Source organism: Legionella quateirensis, from assembly GCF_001467955.1.
Lineage (GTDB): Bacteria > Pseudomonadota > Gammaproteobacteria > Legionellales > Legionellaceae > Legionella > Legionella quateirensis.
This window is the reverse complement of sequence record NZ_LNYR01000003.1, coordinates 62,475-87,749: the sequence shown is the minus strand read 5'-3', so window position 1 is coordinate 87,749 and position 25,275 is coordinate 62,475. Positions and strand designations below refer to the sequence as shown.

Sequence of the window (25,275 nt, the reverse complement as noted above, 5' to 3'; positions counted from 1 at the left end):
CATGGTGAATAATTAAAGTCTGTAGGCAATAGAGAAAAATGCATTTCCCTTTAATTTTGATTAAAATTAAAGCAACGCAACAAATACGAGCTGGCAATAATAGCGAGTTATTTTATACTGCCAAGATTAAATTTCAAAAACCAATACTTCTTTAACCACAGTGCAACGTTTACGAGCAAAATTAGAACTGGCACTTCAACAAGAGGGCCAATCACTGTTGTAAAAGCAATAGCGGAATTAAGTCCAAAAGTTGCAATTGCTACAGCAATAGCCAATTCAAAATTATTGCTGGCTGCAGTAAATGAGGCTGCCGTTGTTTTTTCGTAGTTTTCACCAATAAGCTTTCCCATTGCAAAACTGACGAAAAACATGACCACAAAATAAAGTATCAAGGGAACAGCTATGCGAATGACATCGAGTGGAAGCTGCAAAACCATCGCGCCTTTCAAGGAAAACATGGCTAAAATCGTAAAGAGCAACGCTATGAACGTAATTGGAGAAATTTTTGGTAAAAAGTAATTTTCGTACCAGTCTATACCTTTTTGTTTTATTAATACAACACGTGTAAGAAACCCAGCCAGAAAGGGAATCCCAAGGTAAATAAAGACACTTTCAGCAATGGTCGTAAAATTGATATGGATTATTTGCCCATTTAAGCCAACTATTGGAGGCAAAACAGTAAGAAAAAACCAGGCATAAACGCTAAAGAAAAACAATTGAAAAATACTGTTAAACGCTACCAACGCTGCAACATACTGATTATCTCCTTCAGCTAACTGGTTCCAGACTATCACCATGGCAATGCAACGTGCCAATCCAATGAGAATGAGGCCAGTCATGTATTCGGGGTATCCATGCAAAAACAAAACGGCCAGTCCAAACATGAGGAAAGGACCAATAAGCCAGTTCTGAATCAAAGACAATAGTAAGATACGCCAATCATTAAGAATCAGTGGTAATTGTTCATATTTTACTTTGGACAATGGCGGATACATCATTAAAATCAAACCCATTGCAATGGGGATATTGGTAGAACCAATTGACAGTGAATTTAAAAATTGAGGAGTTGCTGTAAATAAGGAGCCAATGGAAACACCGATGCCCATCGTTGCAAAAATCCATAGCGTTAAATAGCGATCCAGAAATGAAAGTCGGCTTGTGCCACAAGTCGTCATGCCAGCAGCTCCTTTTCTATTCTTGATTTCAGTTGGTTAAATACTGATTCGAATGCTGCATTGATTTCTATTTCGCTTCCTTTGGTTTTAGCGGGATCAGGTATACTCCAATGTTGTTTTTGGGGTTGGCCTGGAAAAATAGGACAGCTTTCACTGGCGGCCTGATCGCAGACAGTAATGACTAAATCAATAGACTGAGATTTAAGCGTATTCCAGGATTTACTACGCGGTTTATTGGGTTTAATTCCATGACACTCAAGTGTTTCCAATGCTTTAGGATGTACATATCCAATTGGAGCACTACCCGCACTAAAAGCAAGATAGCGCTCGCTGGCATAATGATTAACTATTGCTTCGGCCATAATGGAGCGGCAAGAATTCCCTGTGCACAGAAACAACAGCTTAATAGGCCTATTGCTCATCATCCGCAGCACCCAGCAGTTTTTGAACTGGAATCACAGCAAGAAGTTGAACTCTTTGTTTTTGGTGTACAGCAGGCGTTATTTGTTGCCCTTTCACCAGAAAAAAATTGTGCATCTTCCATGGTATGATAGGCTTCCCATGCGATTCCATTTGGATCATTCACCCAAGATTTCTCTGATTTAGCATAACAACAGGTTGTTTCACCATCGCTATGGGTTGAAATATTGGCTTCTGAAAACTGTTTTCTTAACTCCTCTAATTCAGCAGCGTCATCTACTTGGATACCCATATGCTCCACCCCATGTGTGCCAGCACATGTTGAAATTGCAAAATTGATACGCGGATCTTCCAGCATCCATTTGGCATAATCCGATTTTACTTTAACAGGTTCGGCTCCAAACAAGGCATTATAAAAACGGATGCTATCAGCAAGGTTTTCAACGCCAATATGAATATGAAAACGCTTCATGATTTACTCCTTAGTAGAAGGACAACAACTACTTAATTCAATGACCATGCAATTTTTTGTATCAGGTTGTTGAATTTTTACTTGTTGTTTACTGCAACAATCCTGAACCATAAAGGCGATAAAATCGCGCATTAATTCAAAATTTGCTGAATAAAAAACATAACGCCCTTTACGGCAAGAAGTTACAATTCCAGCATGAGACAAATGGCTTAAATGAAATGACAAGGTATTGTGTAGGATACCTAATTCGTCGCCAATTGCGCTTGCTGATAACCCTTCTGGTCCTGCCTGAACAAGTAATCTAAATACTTGCAAACGGGTTTCTTGCGAAAGGGTATCAAATATTTTTAGAGATTCTTTTATGTCCATATTTCTAGAATAGTAGAATTTATATCTTGTGTCAAACAACTATATAAGATAAGTGCAGCAAAATCTTTAGTTCCTAACTGTCAAATAACGCTTCAATCGTTGACTGCATCTCATCCTGACTCGGCTTGGCATAGCGAAAGATCTCTTTAATGGAAACGTTCCCACTGAGTTCCTGGGCAAAGTGCACGGTCACCTTCTTCAAAAAGGTATGTCGCAGTTTATGCGGCGTAAATTCAGGCCTAATGTGTTGGAGCTGATTTAGGACAGATTATGGATCCTAAATTTACCACTTTTGACTATACCGGTCATATTGTGCTCAATACGTATATTAAAAAATGTAAATTACATCCTTTGCCAGTAACCGAAGATTCAAATGATTCCTCTTTTTCATCGCATCATTTGTCTATTTGTTATTGAATGATTTTTTCTTCAATTTTCTTTAGGATGTCCTCAAGATAGTCCATCTGCAATTCTTGTATTTCAACCATTCTTTTGTTTTGATGCATCATTAGATGATCCATCTTCTCATCCAGTAAACGAATTTCAAGCTCTGCTTTTAAATTAATTTTATAATCGTGCTCACCTCTTCTTCTGTCTTTCTCCTCCAATATTTTGACTCATTATAATAATTGGTGCCTGTATGGCTGCTAAACAAGATAATATTAAGTTAAGTAGAATAAACGGGTAGGGATCAAATGGGTTTATTGTTAGCGCCAAAACATTTATTCCTACCCAGAGCATGATAATTAAAAAGAAAAAGATAATAAATAGCCAACTACCTGCAAATTTAGCAATGATATCAGCAAGTTTTTGCCCAAAACTTAATTCCTTTTCGATGTAAATTTCAATATTTTCTGAAAGAAATTTATTTTTGGAAATTGCATCAATAACCTCCTTTTCAAGCGTATTTAATTCACCCGATTCTTTTTTTATCAAGCTGGACAAATAAATTTTTCGATAATTATTAAGCTCTTCAACTGAAATATAGGAATCTTGATTGAAATCAGGATGATCTATTTTAATCAGTTTAATTATTTCTTTTCTTATAAAATCACCACGATAACCTTCTTCAGGGGTGAGTGGTTTTTTAGTAATATGACAAATTATGTTACTCGGTTTTTTCATAAAATGTATTTTTGATTTGAGGATAATTAGTATTGGCTTTAAAATTCAAATACTTCATTTTTAGTTAAATAATAAAGAGCATTTAGTAATTTTATTAAGTACCCAATATACTCTTTTTCCGACAAATAGAACACAACTAAGAGTTGTTGTTCGCGCTTATCGGGATTTTCCTGCTCACATTATTTGATTTTATCTTATCAGACCTACAGTGTATGTTGCACCTGTTTTTGGACAAGATTAAAGATAACTAATGAGGTGGACTTGAATGTAGGAGTGTATTTAAATTAAGAAGGGGTTCTGAGTGGAGTTGGGTCGAAGCGCTCTGTCAATGATGGTTTGTACGCCAAGTATTTATATGTGGCTGGATAGGCTCATAATTCATTGAGTCTAGTAAATCAACTAGCTCACAGCAATTTTTTTACAGGGATTCCGAACGGAGCAAAAAGTGTTTTCCCATTGATTTGTACTTGGGCAAACAATTTAATAAATCCCGCTTTATTGGGTTCAATATGAAATTGTAATTCGGGGCCTCCTCTCTCAATTTCGCTTGTTGGTTCTTTGCCCATTGGATGGACATGGGTAACCGTTTTGAAGTCCTCATTAAAACCAACGATGTGAGCGTAAGCACCCATAATCGGCTCTAACGTATGAACTGGCTTTCCCTTGGCATCAACAATATCTATTTTACCCATGACTGGTTGACCGACATGTAAGGGTGTTTTATCGAAAGACAATTTGAATTGGTAGCCATCGACAGTACTTTCAAATAGAGGACGGCGATCAATACGATTTCCCATTTTTTTCATTTTTTTTGGAGAGGAGAAATCTGCAATAACGTATTCCTGAATTTTTGTATCCACAGGTAATAGATCGGCCCATGCACGATACGAAGCATTCTTGAGGGTAGGCTGCCATTCAAATTGGTAAATACCGGGTGTAGTTGTTTCAACTGGATGGACATGACTGTAGTCGATGAGATTATCATCAATAATCAACAAATGAATCCTTTGAGTATGTGCCTCAGCAAGGTCATTTAGTGTGATTGGTTTATTACCTTTAGAGTCAGTTATTTTGATTACTACCAGTTTTTTGTCATTTTTATTAATTATTTCTTGAATCGATAAACGCATAGTAGAGGCATTCTCTGATTTTGAAGAATGTGCAGCAGTAAGGTTTTTCATCGGATGATGATGGGAGTTTCCAGCAAAAGCGATAGGGTGATGTACAGTGAACAATGACACGCTGAATAGGGTAATGGCAAATTTTTTCACAATAATTGAGTCTCCAAGACAACTAATGGTTCTGTATATAATTTTCTTACAGTCATTCGGTCTGTTTGCTACTGATTTTAATCATTGAGTAGCATGATATCATGATTAGGTTATTATACTAAATCTTGGATAATTACATTAAGGATGTTTATCCATTATTGATTCATCTGCTTTGACTTGCTATTGCCAAACAGTCTATATTGTAATTATTTCCCTTTAAAATCATGGATAAATACCATCATGAAACAAAGTCATTGGTTTATTTTAACATGTTGTTTAGTACTTACTGCTTGTATGAACAATAGTACTACCGGCAAGAATACCAAGAGTTTAGATGAGCATGTCGCGCAAGGACATGTTGGCCATGGTGGCGGTGGTGGGCGCTAAGACTAAAATCTTTGAGTTATGTTACAAAGACTTGTCATTAAGGTGGCTTATTAATAGACCTGATTAAGTGCTAAAATTTGGGGTAGGATGGAGCTCAGTAAATTAAGACTGGGGTCACATGCAAAGGATGGCTGTCATGGCAGAGTTATGGTTTGAGAAAACAGTTGAGGATATTGCTTCTCAGTTTAAAACCGATTTGGCTTTGGGATTAACGGAAACTCAAGCCGCGCAGCAGTTAAAAGAAGTAGGACCTAACTTACTGAGTCAACAGAAGAAAACATCCCCTTTAATCATTTTTTTGCAGCAATTTGGCAGTGTGGTCACTTGGGTACTTTTGGGTGCAGTGATTGTTTCTTTTTTATTGGATGAAAAAGCCGATGCCATCGCCATTTTTGCCATTGTCATTTTAAATGCCATCATTGGCTTTGTATTAGAATACCGTGCCGATCGTGCCATGCTGGCACTACAACAAATGGCTGCACCCAAAGCCACCGTCTTGCGTGACGGTCATGCGAAGAGGATTGCTGCTTCTGAGATCGTTCCCGGTGATATTATCCTTTTTGAAAGTGGTGATTTAATCGCTGCAGATGCCCGTCTTTTTGAGTTGTCATCACTTAAGGTCAATGAAGCACCGCTCACGGGAGAATCCATACCGGTTGCGAAAAGCCTTGATATTTTTGCTAAAGATACGCCTTTAGCCGATCGCAAAAACATGGTGTTTACGGGAACTTCCATTGCCGATGGCACCGGTCGTGCTCTTGTCGTGGCAACAGGAATGCAAACGGAAATGGGACATATTGCCAAAATGCTTACCGAGGCTTCTCGTGATGAAACCCCTTTACAGAAAAAACTCAATCAAGTGGGTTCTCGTTTGTTGTGGCTTTGCTTTTTCATTGTAATTGCCATTTTTGGTTTAGGACTACTTCGTAACATTCCCCTCTTTAAACTGTTCATGAGCTCAGTGAGTCTTGCAGTTGCCGCAATCCCTGAAGGCTTGCCTGCTGTGGTCACGGTGGCTTTAGCACTTGGGGTGCAACGTATGGTGCGCCGTGCGGTGCTGGTCAGACGATTAGCAGCAGTAGAAACACTCGGCTGTTTACAAGTCATTTGCACGGATAAAACAGGCACCTTAACGGTGGGCGAAATGACTGCGCGTAAGCTTGTGACCGCAAGGGATGTTTACAGCATTCGCGGCGAGGGCTATAACCTAACAGGGGGATTTTCACTTCAAGCCCAAGAAATTAATGTGCCTGAAGACAAGATGTTGCAGGCTACCTTGCAAGCGATGGCGGCTTGTAATAACGCCGAATTTTGCCAGCAGAATGAGCAGATGGCAACGGTAGGAGACCCGACCGAAGTTGCGCTCTTGGTTGCTGCAGCCAAAGGAGGGATTTGGCGAAGTGAGCTTCAAACCTCCCTTTTGCGTATCAAAGAATTACCGTTTAGTTCTGAGCGTAAACGGATGACAGTGGTCTGCAAACAAGAAAATGAACTCATGGCTTTTGTAAAAGGAGCCCCAGAAATCATTTTGGAGCGTTGTACCCATATATTGACAAACGATGGCATTAAAAAATTAACACCGAATGACAGGGCACGTATGAAACAATCGTGCGAACTCATGGCCAGTGAAGCGTTGCGGCTACTGGCTTTCGCTAAGCGCCAATTAGAGCCTGCTTTACTAGAAAAGGAAGACGAAGACATTGAAAACAACCTGGTGTTTTTAGGTCTTATTGGTCTTCAAGACCCACCTCATGCCAGCGCTAAAGAGTCTGTTGCTCGCTGTAAAAAAGCAGGCATTAAACCAATCATGATTACAGGGGACCATCCTGATACTGCAAGAGCGATTGCTCAAGAGCTTGGTATTTTGGAAGCAAATGACCGATTGCTCACGGGCAACGAACTTGAACATATGCCAGAGGAGGAATTTAACCGTTGCGTTAAAGACATTGCTGTTTATGCTCGTGTAACTGCCGAGCATAAATTAAAAATCGTGCGTGCCTGGAAAAAACAAAACATGGTAGTGGCGATGACAGGAGATGGAGTCAATGATGCTCCGGCTTTAAAAGAAGCGTCTGTGGGTATTGCCATGGGAAAAACAGGAACTGCAGTCACTAAGGAAGCGGCTGACATCATTGTCATGGATAATAACTTCACTTCAATTGTGGCGGGGATTGAAGAAGGACGTACGATTTACGATAACATTGCCAAAACGCTCGCTTATTTGTTAGCAGGAAACAGTGGAGAATTACTGGTGGTTTTTATAGCATTGTTAATCGGTTGGCCATTGCCTTTACTTCCTATTCAATTGTTATGGATTAACTTAATCACAGACGGTCTGCCGGCCATTGCTTTAGCGACCGACCCTTCTGAACCGGGGATTTTGGATAGACCACCAAGAGCCACACAAAAATCCCTGATGGATATTGCTTTTTTCAAACGGGTGACGTTTATTGGCTGCTTAACGGCTTTGGTAACCCTTGGTGTTTTTGCGTATGAATATTTAATCGATAAGGATTTAATCCAGGCCCAGGATGCGGCGTTTTCAGTATTAGTCACTGCGGAACTTTTGCGCGCTTTTGGGGCTCGAAGTCAAACCAAAACCATTTGGCAAATAGGCTTTTTCTCTAATCTGCGGTTACTCTTTATTGTCAGTATTAGCTTTTCACTACAGGTCTTGATTCATCACATTCCTATGTTGCGTGAATTATTTGGCATTGAGCCGGTCTCATTCACCCAATGTAGTTCCTGGATCTTATTGGGAATGTTGCCTTTGTTAGTAATTGAAGCACAGAAATGGTTAAGGAAGGCAACTGATGAAGCATTGTAGTGTTAAAAAAATCGTTGGGGTGGTTTTCTTTGCTGTCTACTTGACTGGATCATTCACTTATGCCAAGCCAACAACTGTATTATCCCAGTTAATCACGGAGGCCACGCAAAACAACCCTCAGATTCGAGCAGCGCGTGATCGCTTGCTGGCCGCCATCCATATGATTCCACAAGCCAAAGCGCTTCCCGATCCCAAGCTTAATGCGGGTTACATCAACATGTCAGAGAACATCCCCATGGATGTGGATCCGAGGCGTGAGCAAATGCTGGGTGGGCAACAAGAAATTCCTTTTCCTGGGAAACTCATTGTGCGAGGAAGGATAGCCACCTTAGAGGCTAAAAGAGCAGAAGCCGAGTATCAAGCCACCTGTTTTGCTGTCATTGCGCAATTAAAAAGGCTCTATTACGATCTTTATTTTGTCAATAAATCCATTGCGATTGTGCAAAGAAATCAAGCGCTTCTTGAAGAAATGGAAAAAAGTGCTGAAGTTAACTACAGTGTGGGAAAAACACCGCAACAGGATATTTATCGCGCGCAAACGGAAGTTTCTCGTCTTCTCATGCGCTTGGTTATCTTAAAGCAACAACGGGAATCTTTACAAGCCGATATCAACCGCCTTTTGAACCGTTCCTTAGACATTGCAATCAGTACCCCAGCAACACTCTCTGTAACGCCAATAGGCCACCGTTTAGGGCATTTTTATACATTGGTTAAGCAACGGGCACCACAATTGATCATGCAGCAACGAAGTGTTCAAAAAGGACGGCAAGCCATCAACTTAAGCAAAATGGATTATTTTCCGGATGTTGAAATTGAAGGAGGCAGACTTCATGATAAGGGAATGCACACCAAAGGCTATCAAGTGTTGCTGAAGGCCACTGTTCCTCTTTATTTCATGCAAAAACAAAACCATGCCGTGCGTGAATCACTTGCTCGCTACAATGCGGATATTGAAGATTTACACACCACGTATCGCACCCTTTCTTTCCAAGTGAAAAACGCCTATTTGTTGGCCGAGCGCTCTGCAAAGCTTATTCACTTGATTCAGCATACCATTATTCCTCAAGCCACCTTAACCTTTACTTCCTCCCAAGCCAATTACAGTGTGGGCAAAGTCGATTTTTTAACGACGCTGAATAATTTGCTGACATTACAAGAAAATGAATTGGAATGGCACGGTGAACTCGCTGAACATGAAAAAGCGATCACTCAAATCGAAGAAACTACAGGGACGTTCTTATGAATCTTAAGGTGATGATAAAGGGTGTTGTCGTTTTGGGCGTACTGTCTTTGTTACCCATAACGCAGGCACAAGAGGCCACGGATACTCATAACAAGATGGACATGAAACAGTCCACTCCAAAAAATGAGATGGTGATTGATCCGGTCCGCCTACAGGCCATTGGCATTACTTCAGAGCCAGTACGCCGTCAAGTGGTTGAAAAAACAATCCGCACCGTAGGACGCGTTGAAGCCGATGAGCGGCGTGTTGCCCATATTCATGTGCGCTTTGATGGTTGGATAGAGAAATTATTCATCAATTTTACGGGTGAAAAAGTCAAAGCAGGGCAAGCTCTGTTTACCGTGTACAGTCCTGAATTGGTCGCCACCCAACAAGAATATTTACTCGCTCTTAATGCTCAAAAAATATTAAGTAAAAATACGACATCCAGTGCTGCCAGTGGTGCGAAGGGGGCTTTTCAAGCAGCCCATCAAAGGTTGTTGCTGTGGGGGATTTCGGAACAAGACATTGAGCAATTAAAACGCACCGGCAACATAACCAGGACTATGACCATTCATTCCCCCATCCAAGGAACAGTGCTTAAAAAAATGGCGCTGGTGGGCATGCGCATTGAACCAGGTGATGAATTATACACCATTGCTGATTTATCGCGCTTGTGGGTTTTAGGAGATATTTATGAATACGAACTCCCCTACATTCGCCTTGGACAAACCGCGAACCTTACCCTCACCTATTTGCCCAATGAATTATTTAAGGCCAAGCTTGATTTTATTTATCCAACGATTGACATGAAAACACGTACTGCCAAGGTCCGCTTTGAAGTGGACAATCAAAAGGAACAATTAAAACCGGGTATGTTTACTAACCTGGAATTAAAAATCCCTTTGGGAGAACGCCTTATGGTGTCTAAAAATGCGGTGTTAATCAGTGGCGAACGGGCAGTAGTGTTTATTTACCATGGCAATGGCAAAATTGAATGGCGCGACGTTACTTTAGGGGTGAGGGCTGGCGATCTGATTGAGATAGTACAAGGGGTTAAAGAGGGGGATAAGATTATTACCTCTGCAAACTTTTTGATTGATTCGGAGAGTCAATTAAAGGCGGCTATGGGTGGCATGCAACATTAAATTAAAACAATAAAGGGATTTTATGGTTGAACGAATTATTGAATTTTGTGCACGCAACCGTTTTATTGTGCTGCTTTTTGTGCTCGGATTTTCTTTCATGGGCTACATGGCCCTGAAAAATACCCGTATGGATGCTTTGCCTGATATTTCAGACACACAAGTCATTGTGTATACCACTTGGATGGGCCGTTCACCCGATCTCATGGAAGACCAAGTCACTTATCCTATTGTTACAGCACTGATATCCGCACCCAATGTGGTTGCGGTGCGTGGCTTTTCTGATTTTGGCTTCTCTTACGTGTACATCATTTTTAAAGATGGAACTGACATCTATTGGGCGCGTTCGCGTGTCTTGGAGTACATGAGTCAATTGGCGGGAAAATTACCCGAAGGTGTCACACCCCAATTAGGTCCTGATGCCACCCCGGTTGGCTGGATTTATCAATATGCCTTAGTGGATGAAAATGGAAAGCATAATCTGGCCGAATTACGCACCTTTCAGGATTGGTATTTACGTTATTGGTTAAGAAGTGTTCCTGGTGTGTCTGAAGTGGCCAGTGTCGGTGGTTTTGTCAAGCAATATCAAATCAATTTAGATCCAGTCAAAATCCTTGCTTATAATTTATCGGTTCCTGAGATCATCGAAAAAATTCGCATGAGTAATAATGATACTGGCGGGCGTGTCATCGAATTTTCAGGGACAGAATACATGGTTCGTGGACGAGGGTATATCAAGTCAACAGATGATATTGAACAAATTGCAATCGGTACCAATGCCAATGGAACACCGATTTTGCTACGTGATGTGGCAACCGTGCAGCTTGGCTCGGATATGCGTCGTGGCGTGGTCGATTTAAATGGTCAAGGGGAAACCGTTGGTGGCATTGTCATCATGCGTTTTGGCGAAGACGTCTTGGAAGTGATTGGCCGCATCAAGACCAAATTAAAAGAATTAGCTTCAGCTATTCCTGAGGGGATTAAGATTGTCCCTGTTTATGACCGAAGTCAATTAATTAATGAAGCCATTTCAACCGCCAACTGGAATCTCATTGAAGAGCTTGTGGTGGTGGGTTTACTCATTATTATTTTTTTAGGACATTTCCGCTCGGCGTTGATTCCTATTATTACCTTGCCGCTTGCCATTTTGATTTCATTTATTCCCATTTATTTTTTCAATATCGGTCTGAACATCATGTCCATCGGTGGCATTATTGTCGCCATTGGTGATATGGTGGATGCAGCCATTATCATGGTGGACAATGCCCATAAACGATTAGCTGATTGGGAAGCGAAGGGAAGCGTTGGTGATCGTACTAAAGTGCTGATTGATTCGGCGAAAGAGGTAGGCCCTGCGATTTTTTCATCGCTCGTGGTTATTGCCATATCGTTTATGCCTGTTTTTACCTTGGAAGCCCAAGAAGGGCGGTTATTCTCACCCTTGGCCTACACCAAAAATTTAGCCATTTTCATGAGTGCCTTGCTCGCCATCACCTTAATTCCTGTATTACTGCCTCTTTTGGTGCGTGGGCGAATCATCCCTGAACAAAAACACCCGATTACTCGCTTGATGAAAAAAATGTATGCGCCAGTTTTAAAATTAGCCTTAAGAAATCGCACTTTTGTGCTGGCCATTGCCGTGGTGTCTGCCTTAGCCATCATTCCTCTTTACAAACTCATAGGTTCTGAATTCATGCCGCCTCTTTATGAGGGGACGATTTTGTACATGCCCGTCACCTTACCCGGAATTTCTGTGACGCAAGCCTCGGCTTTGCTGCAAGAAATGGATAAAAAATTAAAAGCATTTCCTGAGGTGGCTCATGTTTTTGGAAAGACAGGAAGAGCGGAAACCTCAACCGACCCCTCTCCTTTTAACATGATGGAAGTGATTGTTGAATTAAAGCCTAAAGAATTTTGGCGCAAAGGAGTGACTTACGACAGTTTGCTCGCCGAGATGGACGAAGCGTTACAATTTCCAGGGGTGAGCAATGCCTGGACCATGCCGATTAAAGCGCGTAATGACATGCTTACCACTGGGATCCGTACCGCTTTAGGCATTAAAATTTTTGGGCCAGATATTAAAAAGATTGAAGCCATCGGCAAAGACATTGAAATGGTGGCCAAAGAAGTACCTGGCACACGCACCGTGTATGCTGAACGGGTCGCTGGCGGCTATTTTCTTGATTTTCAAATGAATCGCGATCAACTGGCTCGCTATGGTTTAACCATTATGGATGTCAATCGCATCATCGAGTCCGCCGTGGGTGGTGAAAACATTACTACTACCATTGAAGGGCGTGAGCGTTACCCGGTTAATGTGCGGTATTTACGAGAATTACGTGATGATCCGGATAAACTCAACCGTATTTTAGTCAAAACACCCAGTGGTGCCGAAGTGCCCATCGCCCAATTGGTGACTTTAACCTTTCGCTCGGGTCCTGCCATGGTTCGCGATGAGAATGGGATGTTGGCAGGCTATGTGTTCATTGACATTGACGGCAGGGATATCGGCAGTTACGTGGATGAATTAAAGCAAGCAGTCAAGGCCAAAGTCAAAATGCCTCCTGGCTATACCTTGGCCTGGTCAGGTCAATACGAATTCATGCAACGCGTGTTTGAACGCCTTAAAATTTTCGTACCACTCACTTTAGCCATTATTTTTGTTTTATTTTACTTTACCTTCCGCACCATCACGGAGACCTTGATGGTGATGTTGGGAGTGCCCTTTGCTCTGTTTGGCGGATTTTTGCTGCTTTTTCTATTAGGGTACAACATGAGTATTGCGGTCTGGGTGGGGATGATTGCACTCGCAGGCGTTGCTGCAGAAACCAGTGCGGTGATGCTCGCTTACCTTGATTCCGATTACAACGAGCAAAAAAAACAAGGGTTACTCAACACTTTGCCGGATTTAATTCAGATGGTGCAACAATGCGCGGTATCGCGTATTCGCCCCATGGTTATGGCGGGGCTTGCGAACATACTTGGTTTGTTACCGGTGATGTGGGCCACAGGTATTGGTGCGGATGTGATGAAACGGCTCGCAGCGCCCATGGTGGGTGGCGTTTTTTCAGCATTATTACTGACCTTAATTGTTATTCCTGTGGTTTATGTGATGTGGCGTTGGCAAGTGGACTTGAAAAAAAACCAGATATTGGAGACAGCATGAAACTCACCTTTTTAGGGGCAACCCAAACCGTTACCGGCTCAAAATACCTTTTGACAGTCGATTCTAAAAAAATTCTCATCGATTGTGGTCTTTTTCAAGGGTATAAAGAGTTGCGATTACGCAACTGGGCTCCATTGCCTATTGACCCACGCGATATTGATGCGGTGATTATCACTCATGCGCATATTGACCACAGCGGTTACTTGCCTCTATTTGTAAAAAATGGATTTCAAGGCAAAATCTATGCAACACCCGGAACAAAAGCATTGTGTGCTATTTTATTACCGGATAGTGGTCACCTGCAGGAAGAAGAAGCACGAATAGCCAATCAATACGGTTTTTCGAAACATAAGCAAGCACTCCCTCTTTATACCGAAAAAGAAGCGAAAACGGCATTAAACTCTTTTGAAACCGTAGATTTTAATACGAGGCATCAATTATTTAATGAGTTCAGTTTTGAATTTCATCGCGCAGGACACATCATTGGTGCTGCCATGATTAAAATAAAAACAAAAAAGTGTTCCATTTTGTTTAGTGGAGATATTGGTCGACCTTATGATCCAGTCATGAAAGCCCCTTCCCTTATTCAAGAAGCGGATTATCTGGTTATGGAGTCCACTTATGGCGACCGATTGCACGATGCAACCGATCCGCTGCCGCAAATGAGTCAGGTGATTAATGACACCATCAAGCGAGGCGGCTCGGTTATTATTCCAGCTTTCGCCGTAGGACGTGCGCAAAGTCTTCTTTATTTTATTTATCAATTGAAACAGAAAGGAGAAATTCCCAAAGACTTGCCTGTGTTTTTAGACAGTCCCATGGCCATTGATGCGACTCATTTGATGTGTACTTATAAAAAAGACCATCATTTAAATGAAGAACAATGCCGTGGTTTATGTCATGCGGCAACGTACACCAACACTCCAGAGGAGTCGAAAGAGATTGACCGTCATAAAATGCCTCAAATCATCATCGCTGCCAGTGGGATGGCCCAAGGGGGTCGTATTGTGCATCATTTGAAGACCTTTGCTCCCGATCCTAAAAGCACCCTTCTTTTTACCGGCTTTCAAGCCGGAGGCACTCGGGGCGCCCGGATTGTCAATGGAGAACACGAGGTCAAAATTCATGGCGCTATGGTTCCTGTGCGGGCCAAAGTCGTTGTCATGAGCAGTACGTCAGCACACGCCGATTATCAGGAACTGTTAGATTGGCTTAAGCACTTTACTCGGCCGCCCAAAAAAGTCTTTATCACCCATGGCGAACCCCACAGTGCCCAATCGCTTAAAGACAAGATTGAACAGCAATTAGGTTTTACCTGCCTGATTCCTTCTTATCAGCACGTGGAGGATTTGTTGTGACAAAAGAAGTCGGTCATGCCTTGCACTTAAAATATTTAGGCATTAAAACGTATCACGAAGCCATTATTTACATGCGAGAAGATTGTCATGTCTGTCATTCAGAAGGCTTTGAAGTTCAGACCCGCATTCAAGTAACTCTTGGTCAACGTTCCATTATCGCGACGCTTAATGTCATTACCTCAGAGCTTCTTAAGCCTGGGGAAGCCAGTTTGTCACACTATGCCTGGAATTCTTTACATGCCAAAGAAGGGGATGAGATTCATTTATCCCATCCTAAGCCTCTTGAATCCTTAAGCTTTGTGCATAGAAAGATTTATGGTAATGAACTCTCTTCCGAACAATTTAAGGTGATTGTTGATGATGTGTTAAGTGGTCGTCTTTCCGATTTGCAAATCTCGGCCTTTTTAGCGGCCAGTGCGGCGGGCCGACTGACGAACATCGAAATCATGAAACTCACCAAAGCCATGATTGACAGTGGCGATCGCTTATCCTGGTCTTCACCTCTTATTGTCGATAAGCATTGTGTCGGCGGATTGCCTGGTAACCGTACTACCCTCATTGTGGTACCCATTGTGGCTGCTTTTGGCTTGATGATCCCAAAAACCTCTTCTCGGGCGATTACCTCTCCTGCAGGTACAGCGGATACCATGGAGGTTTTGGCTCCGGTATCACTAAGCCCTAAAGCCATGCGCCAAGTAGTTGAAAAGGAAAACGGCTGCATTGTTTGGGGAGGTGCTGTGAGCTTAAGCCCTGCTGATGATGTGCTAATTCGGGTGGAGCGTGCTCTTGAGCTAGATAGTGAAGGACAATTGGTGGCCTCCATTCTTTCTAAAAAAATTGCCACAGGAGCCACTCATGCAGTCATTGACATCCCGGTAGGGCCTACCGCCAAGGTCAGAAATCAACCTATGGCTTTACTTCTGAAGCAATCGCTTGAAGACATAGGAAAACAGCTAGGTCTTATTGTCCATACCTTGATTACTGATGGCGCACAACCGGTAGGAAACGGCATTGGCCCTTCCCTGGAAGCACGCGATGTGTTGGCAGTATTACAAGGCTTGCCCGAAGCACCTCAAGATTTACGTGAACGAGCACTCGCACTGGCCGGGGCTGCTCTTGAATTTGCTCCCCAAGTCCAACCTGGAATGGGTCAATCAATAGCCGAACAATTATTAGATAGCGGAGAAGCCTTTAAAAAATTTCAGGCCATTTGTGAGGCACAAGGAGGCATGAGGGAATTGACGGTGGCACGTTTTACTCATCCTGTGGTTGCTCAAAAAGCGGGCAAGGTAACTCTTATTGATAATCGAAAGCTTGCCACCATGGCCAAATTGGCTGGAGCCCCGAAGTCTAAATCGGCTGGAGTGGACCTCCATGTTCATGTTGGTGCCGTGGTTGAAAAAGGGGCGCCTTTGTTTACCCTTCATGCAGAGTCTTCAGGTGAGCTGAACTACGCCTGCGATTTTCTTTGTGACAAACGAGACATCATTTCTTTAGGGGAGTAAACTTGAAGCCTATTATCTGTTCATTATTTGATTCTTCAGAAATCAGTAGACGTCTCAAAGAGACACTTCAAGTGGAGGTGGGTGATGTCATGTTGCACCGTTTTCCAGACACGGAGTGGTACGTAAAAATTAATTCTGAAGTTAAAGATCGCAGTCTCATTGTAGTGGACAGCTTAAACCAGCCTGATGGAAAAATACTGCCCTTGCAGTTTTTTGCTAAAACAGCCAAAGAATTAGGCGCTAAAAAAGTCGGCTTGATTACCCCTTATCTGCCCTACTTACGTCAAGATAAGCGCTTTCATCAGGGTGAGGCAATTACGTCGCGTTATTTTGCTGAGTTACTATCAACATCCTTTGATTGGCTCATGACCATAGATCCCCATTTGCATCGTTATCACTCTTTAGATGAAGTCTACTCCATTCCTACTTTTGTCCTGCATGCCACTTCAAATATTGCGAGATGGATTAAAGCCCATGTGAATAAACCAGTGCTTATTGGCCCTGATATGGAAAGTGAGCAATGGGTTGCCGACATTGCAGAAAAGGGAGATTTTCCTTATGTGATATTGGAAAAAACAAGACGGGGTGATAAAGAGGTGGTGATTTCAGTGCCCAATATCCCGAAGCTTCATTCCTCTACCCCAGTTTTAGTCGATGACATCATCTCCACGGCCAGAACCATGGTGGAAACGGTGAAGCATTTGCACGAGTTAGGGGTTAAGTCAGTGACTTGCATTGGGGTGCATGCGCTTTTTGCAGAAGATGCCTATTCCCTCTTATCGCAAATGGAAGGGACGCAAATCATTACTTGTAATACGGTAAGTCATAGAATCAATGCCATTGATGTGAGTGATTTGATTGTGGATGAGTTAGTAAAAAACAAACTAGCAAAGGCTTTAAAAGGATAAGTAAGACGATTACATTTATTATTTACAAGGAGTGGTACATGTCAATTTTTAAAACAATGAGGGTGTTTATTGTTTTTGTTGGACTAATCGGGGCAGCGCTCTTTTTAAGTGCCTGTGATGGTGCCATGAAGCATGGCTCGCAAGAGACTGAGGTCGATGGAGGCTATGGTGGACACAGTACGGGTGGACATGGTGGTCATGGCGGCGCCGGGCATTGAGGATAGGTCAGACAGTCCTATAACCAAAGCCATTAAACAATACAACGAGGTGACTAATGAAACATGAGCATCATCAAGGACAAACCCATTCTGGTAAAGAGCATGCTGGTTGTCATCATGACCATCAGGCACAAAAACCTCACTTGGCTTCATCCAAAATGGAAGGTCCAATCCTGTACATTTGCCCCATGCACCCAGAAATCCGCCAACCACATCCTGGAAATTGCCCCATTTGTGGCATGACTTTAGAGCCAGAAACGATCTTGACCGAGGAAACATCAAGTCCTGAATACCTGGATATGAGGCGTCGATTTTGGATTGCGCTGATTTTGACTATTCCTGTCGTAGTATTGGAAATGGGTGGACATGGATTGAAGCATTTTATTTCTGGCCATGTTTCAAGTTGGGTTCAACTGCTTCTAGCAACGCCGGTGGTTTTATGGTGCGGTTCGCCTTTTTTTGAGCGTGGTTGGCAATCACTTAAAACACGACAATTGAATATGTTCACCTTAATTGCCATGGGCATTGGCGTGGCTTGGGCTTATAGTGTGGTAGCGGTCTTTTGGCCCGATTTATTTCCTGAAGTGTTTCGAAGTGAAGAAGGGGTAGTTGCTGTTTATTTTGAGGCGGCCGCAGTGATTACGACCTTGGTCTTATTAGGACAAGTATTGGAACTCAAAGCACGCGAACAAACGGGTGGTGCCATCCGTGCTTTGTTGAAATTAGCCCCTGAAAGCGCTCATCGAATTAAAGAGGATGGCAGTGAAGAAGAAGTATCGCTCGATAAAGTTCAAGTCGATGATAGACTTCGCGTTCGCCCTGGTGAAAAGATACCGGTGGATGGTGAAGTAGTGGAAGGGCGAAGTTTTGTCGATGAGTCCATGGTGACGGGCGAGCCTATTCCGGTTACGAAAGAAGCGGGGGCCAAAGTCATAGGGGCTACCATAAACCAGACGGGCAGCTTTGTGATGAGCGCATTGCATGTGGGCAGTGATACGATGCTCGCACGTATTGTCCAAATGGTGAGTGAAGCCCAAAGAAGTCGTGCTCCTATTCAACGTTTAGCCGATACGGTTTCTGGGTGGTTTGTGCCAATGGTGATTTTGATTGCGGTGCTGTCTTTTATCCTGTGGGCATGGCTAGGACCGCAACCGGCATTGAGCTATGGTTTGATTGCGGCGGTGTCAGTCCTCATCATCGCGTGCCCCTGTGCCCTTGGTTTAGCAACACCCATGTCCATCATGGTTGGTGTAGGAAAAGGGGCTCAGAGCGGGGTATTGATTAAAAACGCAGAAAGCTTAGAGCGTATGGAAAAAGTGAATACCTTAGTCGTTGATAAAACGGGCACGCTTACCGAGGGACACCCTAAGCTCACACGCATTGTAACCAACGAGGAGTTTGAGGAGGATGAGGTGTTGGCATTAGCCGCAGCTCTTGAACATCAAAGTGAGCATCCGCTTGCCAATGCGATTGTGAAGTCTGCAAAAGAAAAACAATTATCATTGGGGATGGTTGAAGATTTTGAAGCACCTACCGGAAAGGGAGTAATAGGGAAGGTCAATGGTCATCGTGTGGCCATTGGTAACGCCAGATTAATGCAGGAGCATGGGAGCGATAATGCTTCTCTTTTTGACAAAGCGGATGAGCTGCGTAGTCAAGGAGCTTCGGTGATGTTCGTGGCGGTAGAGGGAAAAACAAGTGCTCTTCTGGTGGTGGAAGACCCAATTAAGGAGACTACCCCAGAAACGATTCGCCAGTTGCAGCAATGTGGTATTGAAATTGTTATGCTGACTGGGGATAGCAAAAAAACAGCCCAAGCCGTAGCAACAACACTCGGCATAAAGAACGTGGTGGCTGAAATCATGCCGGAAGACAAGAGCCGTATTGTCAGCGAATTAAAAGATAAAGGACTCATTGTTGCAATGGCAGGAGATGGGGTGAATGACGCTCCAGCGCTGGCAAAAGCGGACATTGGCATTGCTATGGGGACTGGCACTGATGTGGCCATTGAAAGTGCAGGTATTACCTTGCTGCATGGCGATTTGCGCGGCATTGCCAAGGCTCGACATTTGTCAGAAAGTACCATGAGTAACATCCGCCAAAATCTCTTCTTCGCATTTATTTATAATGCACTGGGTGTGCCATTGGCGGCAGGCATCTTGTATCCACTGACAGGCTTACTCTTAAGTCCAATTATTGCAGCAGCAGCAATGGCACTTTCTTCTGTATCCGTTATTATCAATGCACTGAGGCTACGGCAGATAACACTATGAAGCCTATAATTTCAGGCGATAGGTCATTTTTGATTTTATCCGTTTCTATTATTGCGAAGTGTTTCATGGATAGCTGAGATGGATAAAGTCAATGGCTTTTCGTTTTGATGTGATTTTTGTGGGCTTCGCCTAGAATTTCAAAAGCTTCTTTGATGACATACAAGGAGATGGCGATGCCAACGATCAGATCAGGGTATCGGGATTTCGTTAATCCGATTAAACCTCCTGATAAGAGGACACCAAGATTAGCAACAACATCGGCTCGAGTAAAAATCCATGTGGTGCGTAAATGGATCTCACCATTGCGAAATCGACGAAGCAAATACAAAACAATGCTGTTGACCACTAAGGAGATACAAGCAATAGTGACTATGATGGTACTGATTGGAGAGCTACCCCAAATGGCTCTTCGCCCAACATCAAACAGCACACCAATGCCTAATATTAATAATACGCTTCCACTGAATGCCGCAGTGGTTGTTTTAAAACGCATGCCACGACCTACCGCGAGAAGACCTAATGCATAAGCTGATGCGTCAGCAAGCATGTCGAGTGAATCGGCAATGAGTCCTGTCGATTCAGAGACAATCCCGGCAATTAATCCTACCACAAACATGGTAAAGTTTAAGACCAGCGCAATGAATAGTACTTTTTTGTCTCCAATCGTAGTCGCTTGTTGACATTCACAACTCATGACATTTCCTCTGAAAAAACTGCATTATTATGTAGATTTGAAGGAAGATATGTGCAGTCATCATAATACTTAGGTTGTCAAGTCAATTATGTGTTGTTGAATTATTATGTCCATGATTCTTTAACAAATATTCTTTTTTAAAACAACATAACTATTTAGAATTGTCATGATTATTCTAAGCAACAACTATCACCCGATCAAGCTAACAATGTCACGGAACCCACTTAAAACTCTGACAACCGCAAGGGGTGACGTGGGTTTATAGATAATCAGATAATGCCATTTAAACGGCCAAAACTTTACGGGCTTATCAGTCAGGTCTTCACGGAGATGGCCAAGTTCTGGATATTCAGCTAAATTATCCATTGCATCAAATAGCGCATCAAGAAACGTTTGAGCCACTACAGGATTTTCTTGTGCAAGGTAAGTGATTATTTCATCAATATCTTGTTCTGCGACAACAGATAAAACACATCTGGATGTCATTTATTATCCTTAGCTAACTTATTAATTTTTTGTTTCATACGGTTGTAGCTCTCATGAGCAGGAACTTTTTTGCCGGCATTTAATTGTTGTAATCCAATATCAATCGCTTGATTCAACTGTTTAATACGCTGATTTTGTAAATCGTCATGTGTGTGCAGTAGTCTTAAGGATTCACGAATCACCTCACTTGCTGAGGTATACATGCCGCTATTTACTTTGTCTTGTACGAAATGCTCAAGTTCTGGAGTAAGTGAAATGTTCATTTACATCGCTCCTAATGAAATATTATATAACAAATAATAGCATATTATGCTAAACTTTGTCATCAACTAGATGTGTTGTAATTTTGAGCTATTTTTTAAATAGACTGTGACTTGATAATATTATGTGTTCTTAGATGTATTTTGATGGGAAAATTTGAGTGACCTGGTAGGGTCAACAATACATAATTGACTTGGCATATAAGAATAGAAGCTTGGAGAATTTGACTCAGCTTATAAAGGACAAATGGAGCTTTATCTACGTTGGCTGGCAAAGTATGAACTAGAGCCTGGTGAAAACCCACCATTGGGCATCATATTGTGTACAGGAAAAACCCATGAGCAAATAGAGCCGCTAGAATTGGAGAAAAAGCTACATCAATCTATTGAATTTGCTCGTCAGCGATTTTTAAATAAGGCTAATGAAAAATAATTGATCGGAAATTTGTACGGTTTACACCTAGAACCACAAATCAGAGTAAGGAAGACACAGGCAATGATCGAAATTATCCCTAATTGGCATCCTATTTTTGTCCATTTTACAGTGGCCTTATTCACTATTTCGACTCTATTGTATGCTTTAGTCTATTTGGCGTCTTATACCCGCTGGAAAACACATCTTTTTGTTGTCGAATTTGAAATAGTGGCTCGTTGGTGTTTGTGGCTAGGAGCACTGAGTACTCTAACTACTGTAGCAGCCGGGTTTTATGCCTATTACACGGTAAAGCATGATGAGGTCATGCATGCAGCGAAAGTGATTCATCGAAACTGGGCGCTTCTCACAGCAAGCACTATCCTATTAATGGCTTGCTGGTCTATTTTGCGTTATAGTAAAACCCAAAAACCAACCCTGGCTTTCTTGATTGCTTTGTTCATTGTCCAGGCACTGTTGTTAACAACGGCCTGGCATGGAGGAGAGTTAGTCTATCGCTATGGTTATGGTGTTCTTGCGCCTACCCAAGCACAAAAAGCATTTCAACATTAAATTTTTATAGAAGGATAGTAACATGTTAAAAAAGGACTTCCATCATGTACTAAGGAACTATTTTCTTATTTTTTTCCTTTTGGTGTTCAGCCCTTTTGCTTTGTTTGCCCAACATGAACAGCATGGTGCGGCGACCCCAACAGAGACTTCTTCCAAAACGACACTGTCTCAATCCAAACCTACGGGAAAAAAAACGGAACAACAGACGGCCAAAAAGAAACCTGCCAGGGCAATAAAACCCCTGTCCCTTCCGCGTGGCCCAGCGCGTACGATTAATTTGGTAGTGGCTTATAAAACCGTATACTTTGCTGGTAAACCTCGACGTGCCATTGCCGTCAATGGTCAAATCCCTGCCCCTACCCTACATTTCAAGGAAGGTGAGCAGGTCACCATTAATGTGTACAACCATTTGGATAAGGAAACCTCCATTCATTGGCATGGTTTACTTGTCCCCTGGCAAATGGATGGTGTCGAGAATGTCAGTCAGAAAGCCATTCCACCAGGAGGTGTGTTCCATTATCGATTTACTCTTTATCAAAGAGGAACCTATTGGTACCATGCTCATGCCAAGGCTCAAGAGCAAGAAGGTTTGTACGGCGCCTTTCTTATTGACCCACCGAGACCCCCAGCCTACCAGTACAGCAAGGATTATGTGGTGGTATTATCCGATTGGAGCAACACCCCTGCCGATAACGTGTTTGCTAATTTAAAAAAAGATGGGGATTACTATAGCCCTCGATTCCCATTGCAGCCCTCGCTCATGAAATTTCTTCATGACTATCGCAAAGCGCCAGCTAAAGAACGCAAAGAATTAATCGCTGATTACAAAATGATGCAGCAAATGCGCATGAGTATTTATGATTTAAGCGACATTGCTTATGATGCGTATTTACTCAATGGTCAGCCTAAATCATCCCCCTGGACGGCACCTGTTCGAGTAGGGGACACCGTAAGGTTACGGTTCATTGGTGCGGGTGCCAGTACTATCTATCACGTTAAAATTCCTGATGCCAAAATGGAAATGGTGCACAGTCAAGGAAATGATGTACGCCCTTATCTCATCGATGATTTTTGGATTGCACCGGGGGAAACCTATGATGTCTTGGTTAAAATTCAAAAAAACAGACCTTACATTATTTATGCTGAATCCATTGATACCCTCGGCAAAGTGTATGGTGCCTTAGTGACCAACCTCAAACAACCCGTTGATTATCAGCACATTGTACCCTTTCCAGAGCCTCTTCCTGTCACAAGAGAGATGATGGCCAACATGATGAAGTCAGGGATGAATCATGGCTCGATGGCAAAAAACAATAACTCCATGAAGAATGGACAAAGTACGACCATGAAACAATCCATGCCTTCCCATTCCAAAACAATGAGTTCGCAAGGCAATCAACACAACATGTCAGCAATGACTTCTCAAAATAGTCCGGGTAATACCAAGCACTCTAATCACTCCATGTCCTCTATGAAACAAGACCAAGGGATGTCGGGGATGAATCATGCTTCCATGCTTAAGAATAAAATGTCGACAGCCCCCTCTTCTTCAATGAACGAGTCCACTTCAGCCTCCAGACCAATGAAACCCAAAGGCATGCCTCCCATGAGTTCTATGTCAACGGGTTCGATGGAGAGCCAGTCTGCCACGCAGACGAAACACGCTACGATGGCGGGTGATGGAGGCATGCAAGACGATACGATGAACAATGGGATGTCCATGGATAATGGCATGACCATGCCCATCGAACCAACCATTATCGGGGATACGATTTCAGCGCCCAATTCCATAAGCGCTAAAACCGTAGGAACAAAATACCAACAATTAACCGCAGCGGTTCCTACCAATAACCCGGATATACCCGTCGATGGGATTATCCGCATGGAATTGTTTGGTTATATGGACAGGTATATTTGGATGATTAATGGCTTGCCGGAATACAAAGCAAAACCGATTGTCATTGAACCTGGAAAACGCTACCGGATTATCTTTACCAACAACTCCATGATGCGCCATCCTATGCATATTCATGGCCATTGGTTTATTTTACGCAATGGTCATGGCGTTTATGATCCCTTATTGCATACCATTGAAGTCGATCCCGGTGCGACTGCGGTGGCTGATTTTGATACGGAGGCCAGCGGCCAATGGTTTTTCCATTGTCATCATCTGTTTCACATGACATCGGGTATGGCGCGGGTATTCCAATATGAAACCATTATCGACGTGGTGAACGGAAAAGCCAAGCCTGAAACGGAAATTGCTCCAACACCCTATATCAATCGACCGATTGTACGAGTCGATGAGGTGATGCCTATTGACAAGGCCCTTATTACGCACCCCGCAGGACATCATCAAGGGTTCTATCGCGCCAATTTTCTTGAGGTGAATGAAGATCCTTTTCATAACGCTCAAGAAATGACGTTTCGAGGGTATTATGGGACTGATTACCAAAAACTCCAGCTGTATACTGAGGATGCTGAAATTTATCAAGGAATTGTTGAAAATGCGGACATCGATGTTTTTTATTGGCATTTGATTAGTCAATTCTGGGCCGTTAAAGGCGGGGTCAATTATTTTTATCGCCCTGGAGGACCTTATTGGCAACCTGGTATTGGCATCGAAGGGTTGATGCCTTATTACATTGACACCAACATTAGAACTTATTATCGTGATGGCAGTGTTAAGTTTGACATTCAGTTATCGCGGGCTACCCAGCTTACCAATAACTTCTTCTTCCTAACAGGGATCCGCAGCATTCTCGCCACTCATACCGTGGTCGAAAATGAGCTTGGTTCTGGCTTAAACCAAATGCGTTATATCATTAGACCTTATTATCGCGTTATGCCTGGTTTAAATGTCTATACGGAATTTGAGTATGACAAAGATTATGGTGCCTACAAGAGGATTCTTACTGATTTAGGAGAATCGGCCACTCAGACGACGTTGTCCTTCGGTGTTGCTGTGATATTTTAAGTAGAAAGCCTTTCAACAGCATGAAAGGCTTC

Annotated in this window: 19 protein-coding genes and 2 pseudogenes; 12 read left to right on the top strand and 9 right to left on the bottom strand. The window is 42.7% G+C overall.

Annotated elements, in window-relative coordinates:
• Positions 1-107 precede the first annotated feature (107 nt).
• The 6 genes and pseudogenes from arsB to Lqua_RS01905 all read right to left on the bottom strand — a co-directional run bounded on the left by arsB (position 108) and on the right by Lqua_RS01905 (position 4,832).
• Positions 108-1,175 carry an ACR3 family arsenite efflux transporter gene (arsB, locus tag Lqua_RS01930; RefSeq protein WP_058472631.1) on the bottom strand — a complete coding sequence of 356 codons (1,068 nt, stop codon included), beginning with the start codon at positions 1,173-1,175 and terminating at the stop codon, positions 108-110.
• On the bottom strand, positions 1,172-1,600 hold the full coding sequence (locus Lqua_RS01925; protein WP_238585510.1) for an arsenate reductase ArsC: 429 nt from the start codon (positions 1,598-1,600) through the stop codon (positions 1,172-1,174). The genes arsB and Lqua_RS01925 overlap by 4 nt, the downstream gene beginning before the upstream one ends.
• The gene (locus Lqua_RS01920) at positions 1,597-2,067 is read right to left on the bottom strand and encodes an ArsI/CadI family heavy metal resistance metalloenzyme (protein ID WP_058472629.1); all 471 of its coding nucleotides are present in this window, start codon (positions 2,065-2,067) and stop codon (positions 1,597-1,599) included. The genes Lqua_RS01925 and Lqua_RS01920 overlap by 4 nt, the downstream gene beginning before the upstream one ends.
• Positions 2,068-2,070: 3 nt before the next feature.
• Positions 2,071-2,436: an ArsR/SmtB family transcription factor gene (locus Lqua_RS01915; RefSeq protein WP_058472628.1), complete on the bottom strand. Its 366-nt coding sequence runs from the start codon at positions 2,434-2,436 to the stop codon at positions 2,071-2,073.
• 410 nt (positions 2,437-2,846) lie between these two features.
• Positions 2,847-3,177, bottom strand: a pseudogene (locus Lqua_RS18995) (DUF1003 domain-containing protein).
• Between the two features lie 788 nt (positions 3,178-3,965).
• Positions 3,966-4,832, bottom strand: coding sequence for a hypothetical protein (locus Lqua_RS01905; RefSeq protein ID WP_058472627.1), 867 nt, complete (start codon positions 4,830-4,832; stop codon positions 3,966-3,968).
• Between the two features lie 523 nt (positions 4,833-5,355).
• Between Lqua_RS01905 and Lqua_RS01900 the strand changes: the two genes are divergently transcribed.
• Genes Lqua_RS01900 through Lqua_RS01860 form a run of 9 tightly spaced genes read left to right on the top strand, consistent with a single transcriptional unit; the run spans position 5,356 to position 19,841 of the window.
• On the top strand, positions 5,356-8,046 hold the full coding sequence (locus Lqua_RS01900; protein WP_058472626.1) for a cation-translocating P-type ATPase: 2,691 nt from the start codon (positions 5,356-5,358) through the stop codon (positions 8,044-8,046).
• Positions 8,033-9,289 (top strand): TolC family protein, encoded by a 1,257-nt coding sequence (locus tag Lqua_RS01895; RefSeq protein WP_058472625.1) that lies wholly within the window; start codon positions 8,033-8,035, stop codon positions 9,287-9,289. The genes Lqua_RS01900 and Lqua_RS01895 overlap by 14 nt, the downstream gene beginning before the upstream one ends.
• A complete protein-coding gene (locus Lqua_RS01890) occupies positions 9,286-10,416 on the top strand; it encodes an efflux RND transporter periplasmic adaptor subunit (protein WP_058472624.1) in 1,131 nt (376 codons plus the stop codon). The genes Lqua_RS01895 and Lqua_RS01890 overlap by 4 nt, the downstream gene beginning before the upstream one ends.
• 22 nt (positions 10,417-10,438) lie before the next feature.
• A complete protein-coding gene (locus tag Lqua_RS01885) occupies positions 10,439-13,579 on the top strand; it encodes an efflux RND transporter permease subunit (protein WP_058472623.1) in 3,141 nt (1,046 codons plus the stop codon).
• Positions 13,576-14,937, top strand: coding sequence for an MBL fold metallo-hydrolase RNA specificity domain-containing protein (locus Lqua_RS01880; protein ID WP_058472622.1), 1,362 nt, complete (start codon positions 13,576-13,578; stop codon positions 14,935-14,937). Before Lqua_RS01885 ends, Lqua_RS01880 begins: the two co-directional genes overlap by 4 nt.
• The gene (locus tag Lqua_RS01875; RefSeq protein WP_058472621.1) at positions 14,934-16,442 is read left to right on the top strand and encodes a thymidine phosphorylase family protein; all 1,509 of its coding nucleotides are present in this window, start codon (positions 14,934-14,936) and stop codon (positions 16,440-16,442) included. The genes Lqua_RS01880 and Lqua_RS01875 overlap by 4 nt, the downstream gene beginning before the upstream one ends.
• 2 nt (positions 16,443-16,444) lie before the next feature.
• Complete coding sequence (locus Lqua_RS01870; protein WP_058472620.1) at positions 16,445-17,350, top strand: ribose-phosphate pyrophosphokinase; 906 nt, start codon at positions 16,445-16,447, stop codon at positions 17,348-17,350.
• A 38-nt stretch (positions 17,351-17,388) separates the two neighbouring features.
• Positions 17,389-17,568, top strand: coding sequence for a hypothetical protein (locus Lqua_RS01865; RefSeq protein ID WP_058472619.1), 180 nt, complete (start codon positions 17,389-17,391; stop codon positions 17,566-17,568).
• Between the two features lie 56 nt (positions 17,569-17,624).
• Positions 17,625-19,841 carry a copper-transporting P-type ATPase gene (locus Lqua_RS01860; RefSeq protein WP_058472618.1) on the top strand — a complete coding sequence of 739 codons (2,217 nt, stop codon included), beginning with the start codon at positions 17,625-17,627 and terminating at the stop codon, positions 19,839-19,841.
• A gap of 88 nt (positions 19,842-19,929) precedes the next feature.
• Here Lqua_RS01860 and Lqua_RS01855 read toward each other — a convergent pair whose 3' ends face one another.
• From Lqua_RS01855 to Lqua_RS01845, 3 genes are all read right to left on the bottom strand, one after another.
• Positions 19,930-20,535, bottom strand: a complete 606-nt coding sequence (locus Lqua_RS01855; RefSeq protein ID WP_058472617.1) for a cation efflux transmembrane domain-containing protein — start codon at positions 20,533-20,535, stop codon at positions 19,930-19,932.
• 189 nt (positions 20,536-20,724) lie between these two features.
• Complete coding sequence (locus Lqua_RS01850) at positions 20,725-21,021, bottom strand: type II toxin-antitoxin system RelE/ParE family toxin (RefSeq protein ID WP_058472616.1); 297 nt, start codon at positions 21,019-21,021, stop codon at positions 20,725-20,727.
• Positions 21,018-21,284, bottom strand: a complete 267-nt coding sequence (locus tag Lqua_RS01845) for a type II toxin-antitoxin system ParD family antitoxin (protein ID WP_058472615.1) — start codon at positions 21,282-21,284, stop codon at positions 21,018-21,020. The genes Lqua_RS01850 and Lqua_RS01845 overlap by 4 nt, the downstream gene beginning before the upstream one ends.
• 220 nt (positions 21,285-21,504) lie before the next feature.
• Between Lqua_RS01845 and Lqua_RS01840 the strand changes: the two are divergent.
• The 3 genes and pseudogenes from Lqua_RS01840 to Lqua_RS01830 form a co-directional block, all read left to right on the top strand.
• Positions 21,505-21,714: pseudogene (locus Lqua_RS01840) on the top strand (PDDEXK nuclease domain-containing protein); the annotation flags it as partial.
• Between the two features lie 63 nt (positions 21,715-21,777).
• Positions 21,778-22,266, top strand: a complete 489-nt coding sequence (locus Lqua_RS01835; protein WP_058472613.1) for a DUF2231 domain-containing protein — start codon at positions 21,778-21,780, stop codon at positions 22,264-22,266.
• 22 nt (positions 22,267-22,288) lie between these two features.
• On the top strand, positions 22,289-25,243 hold the full coding sequence (locus tag Lqua_RS01830) for a multicopper oxidase domain-containing protein (RefSeq protein ID WP_058472612.1): 2,955 nt from the start codon (positions 22,289-22,291) through the stop codon (positions 25,241-25,243).
• The last annotated feature ends 32 nt before the right edge of the window (positions 25,244-25,275 follow it).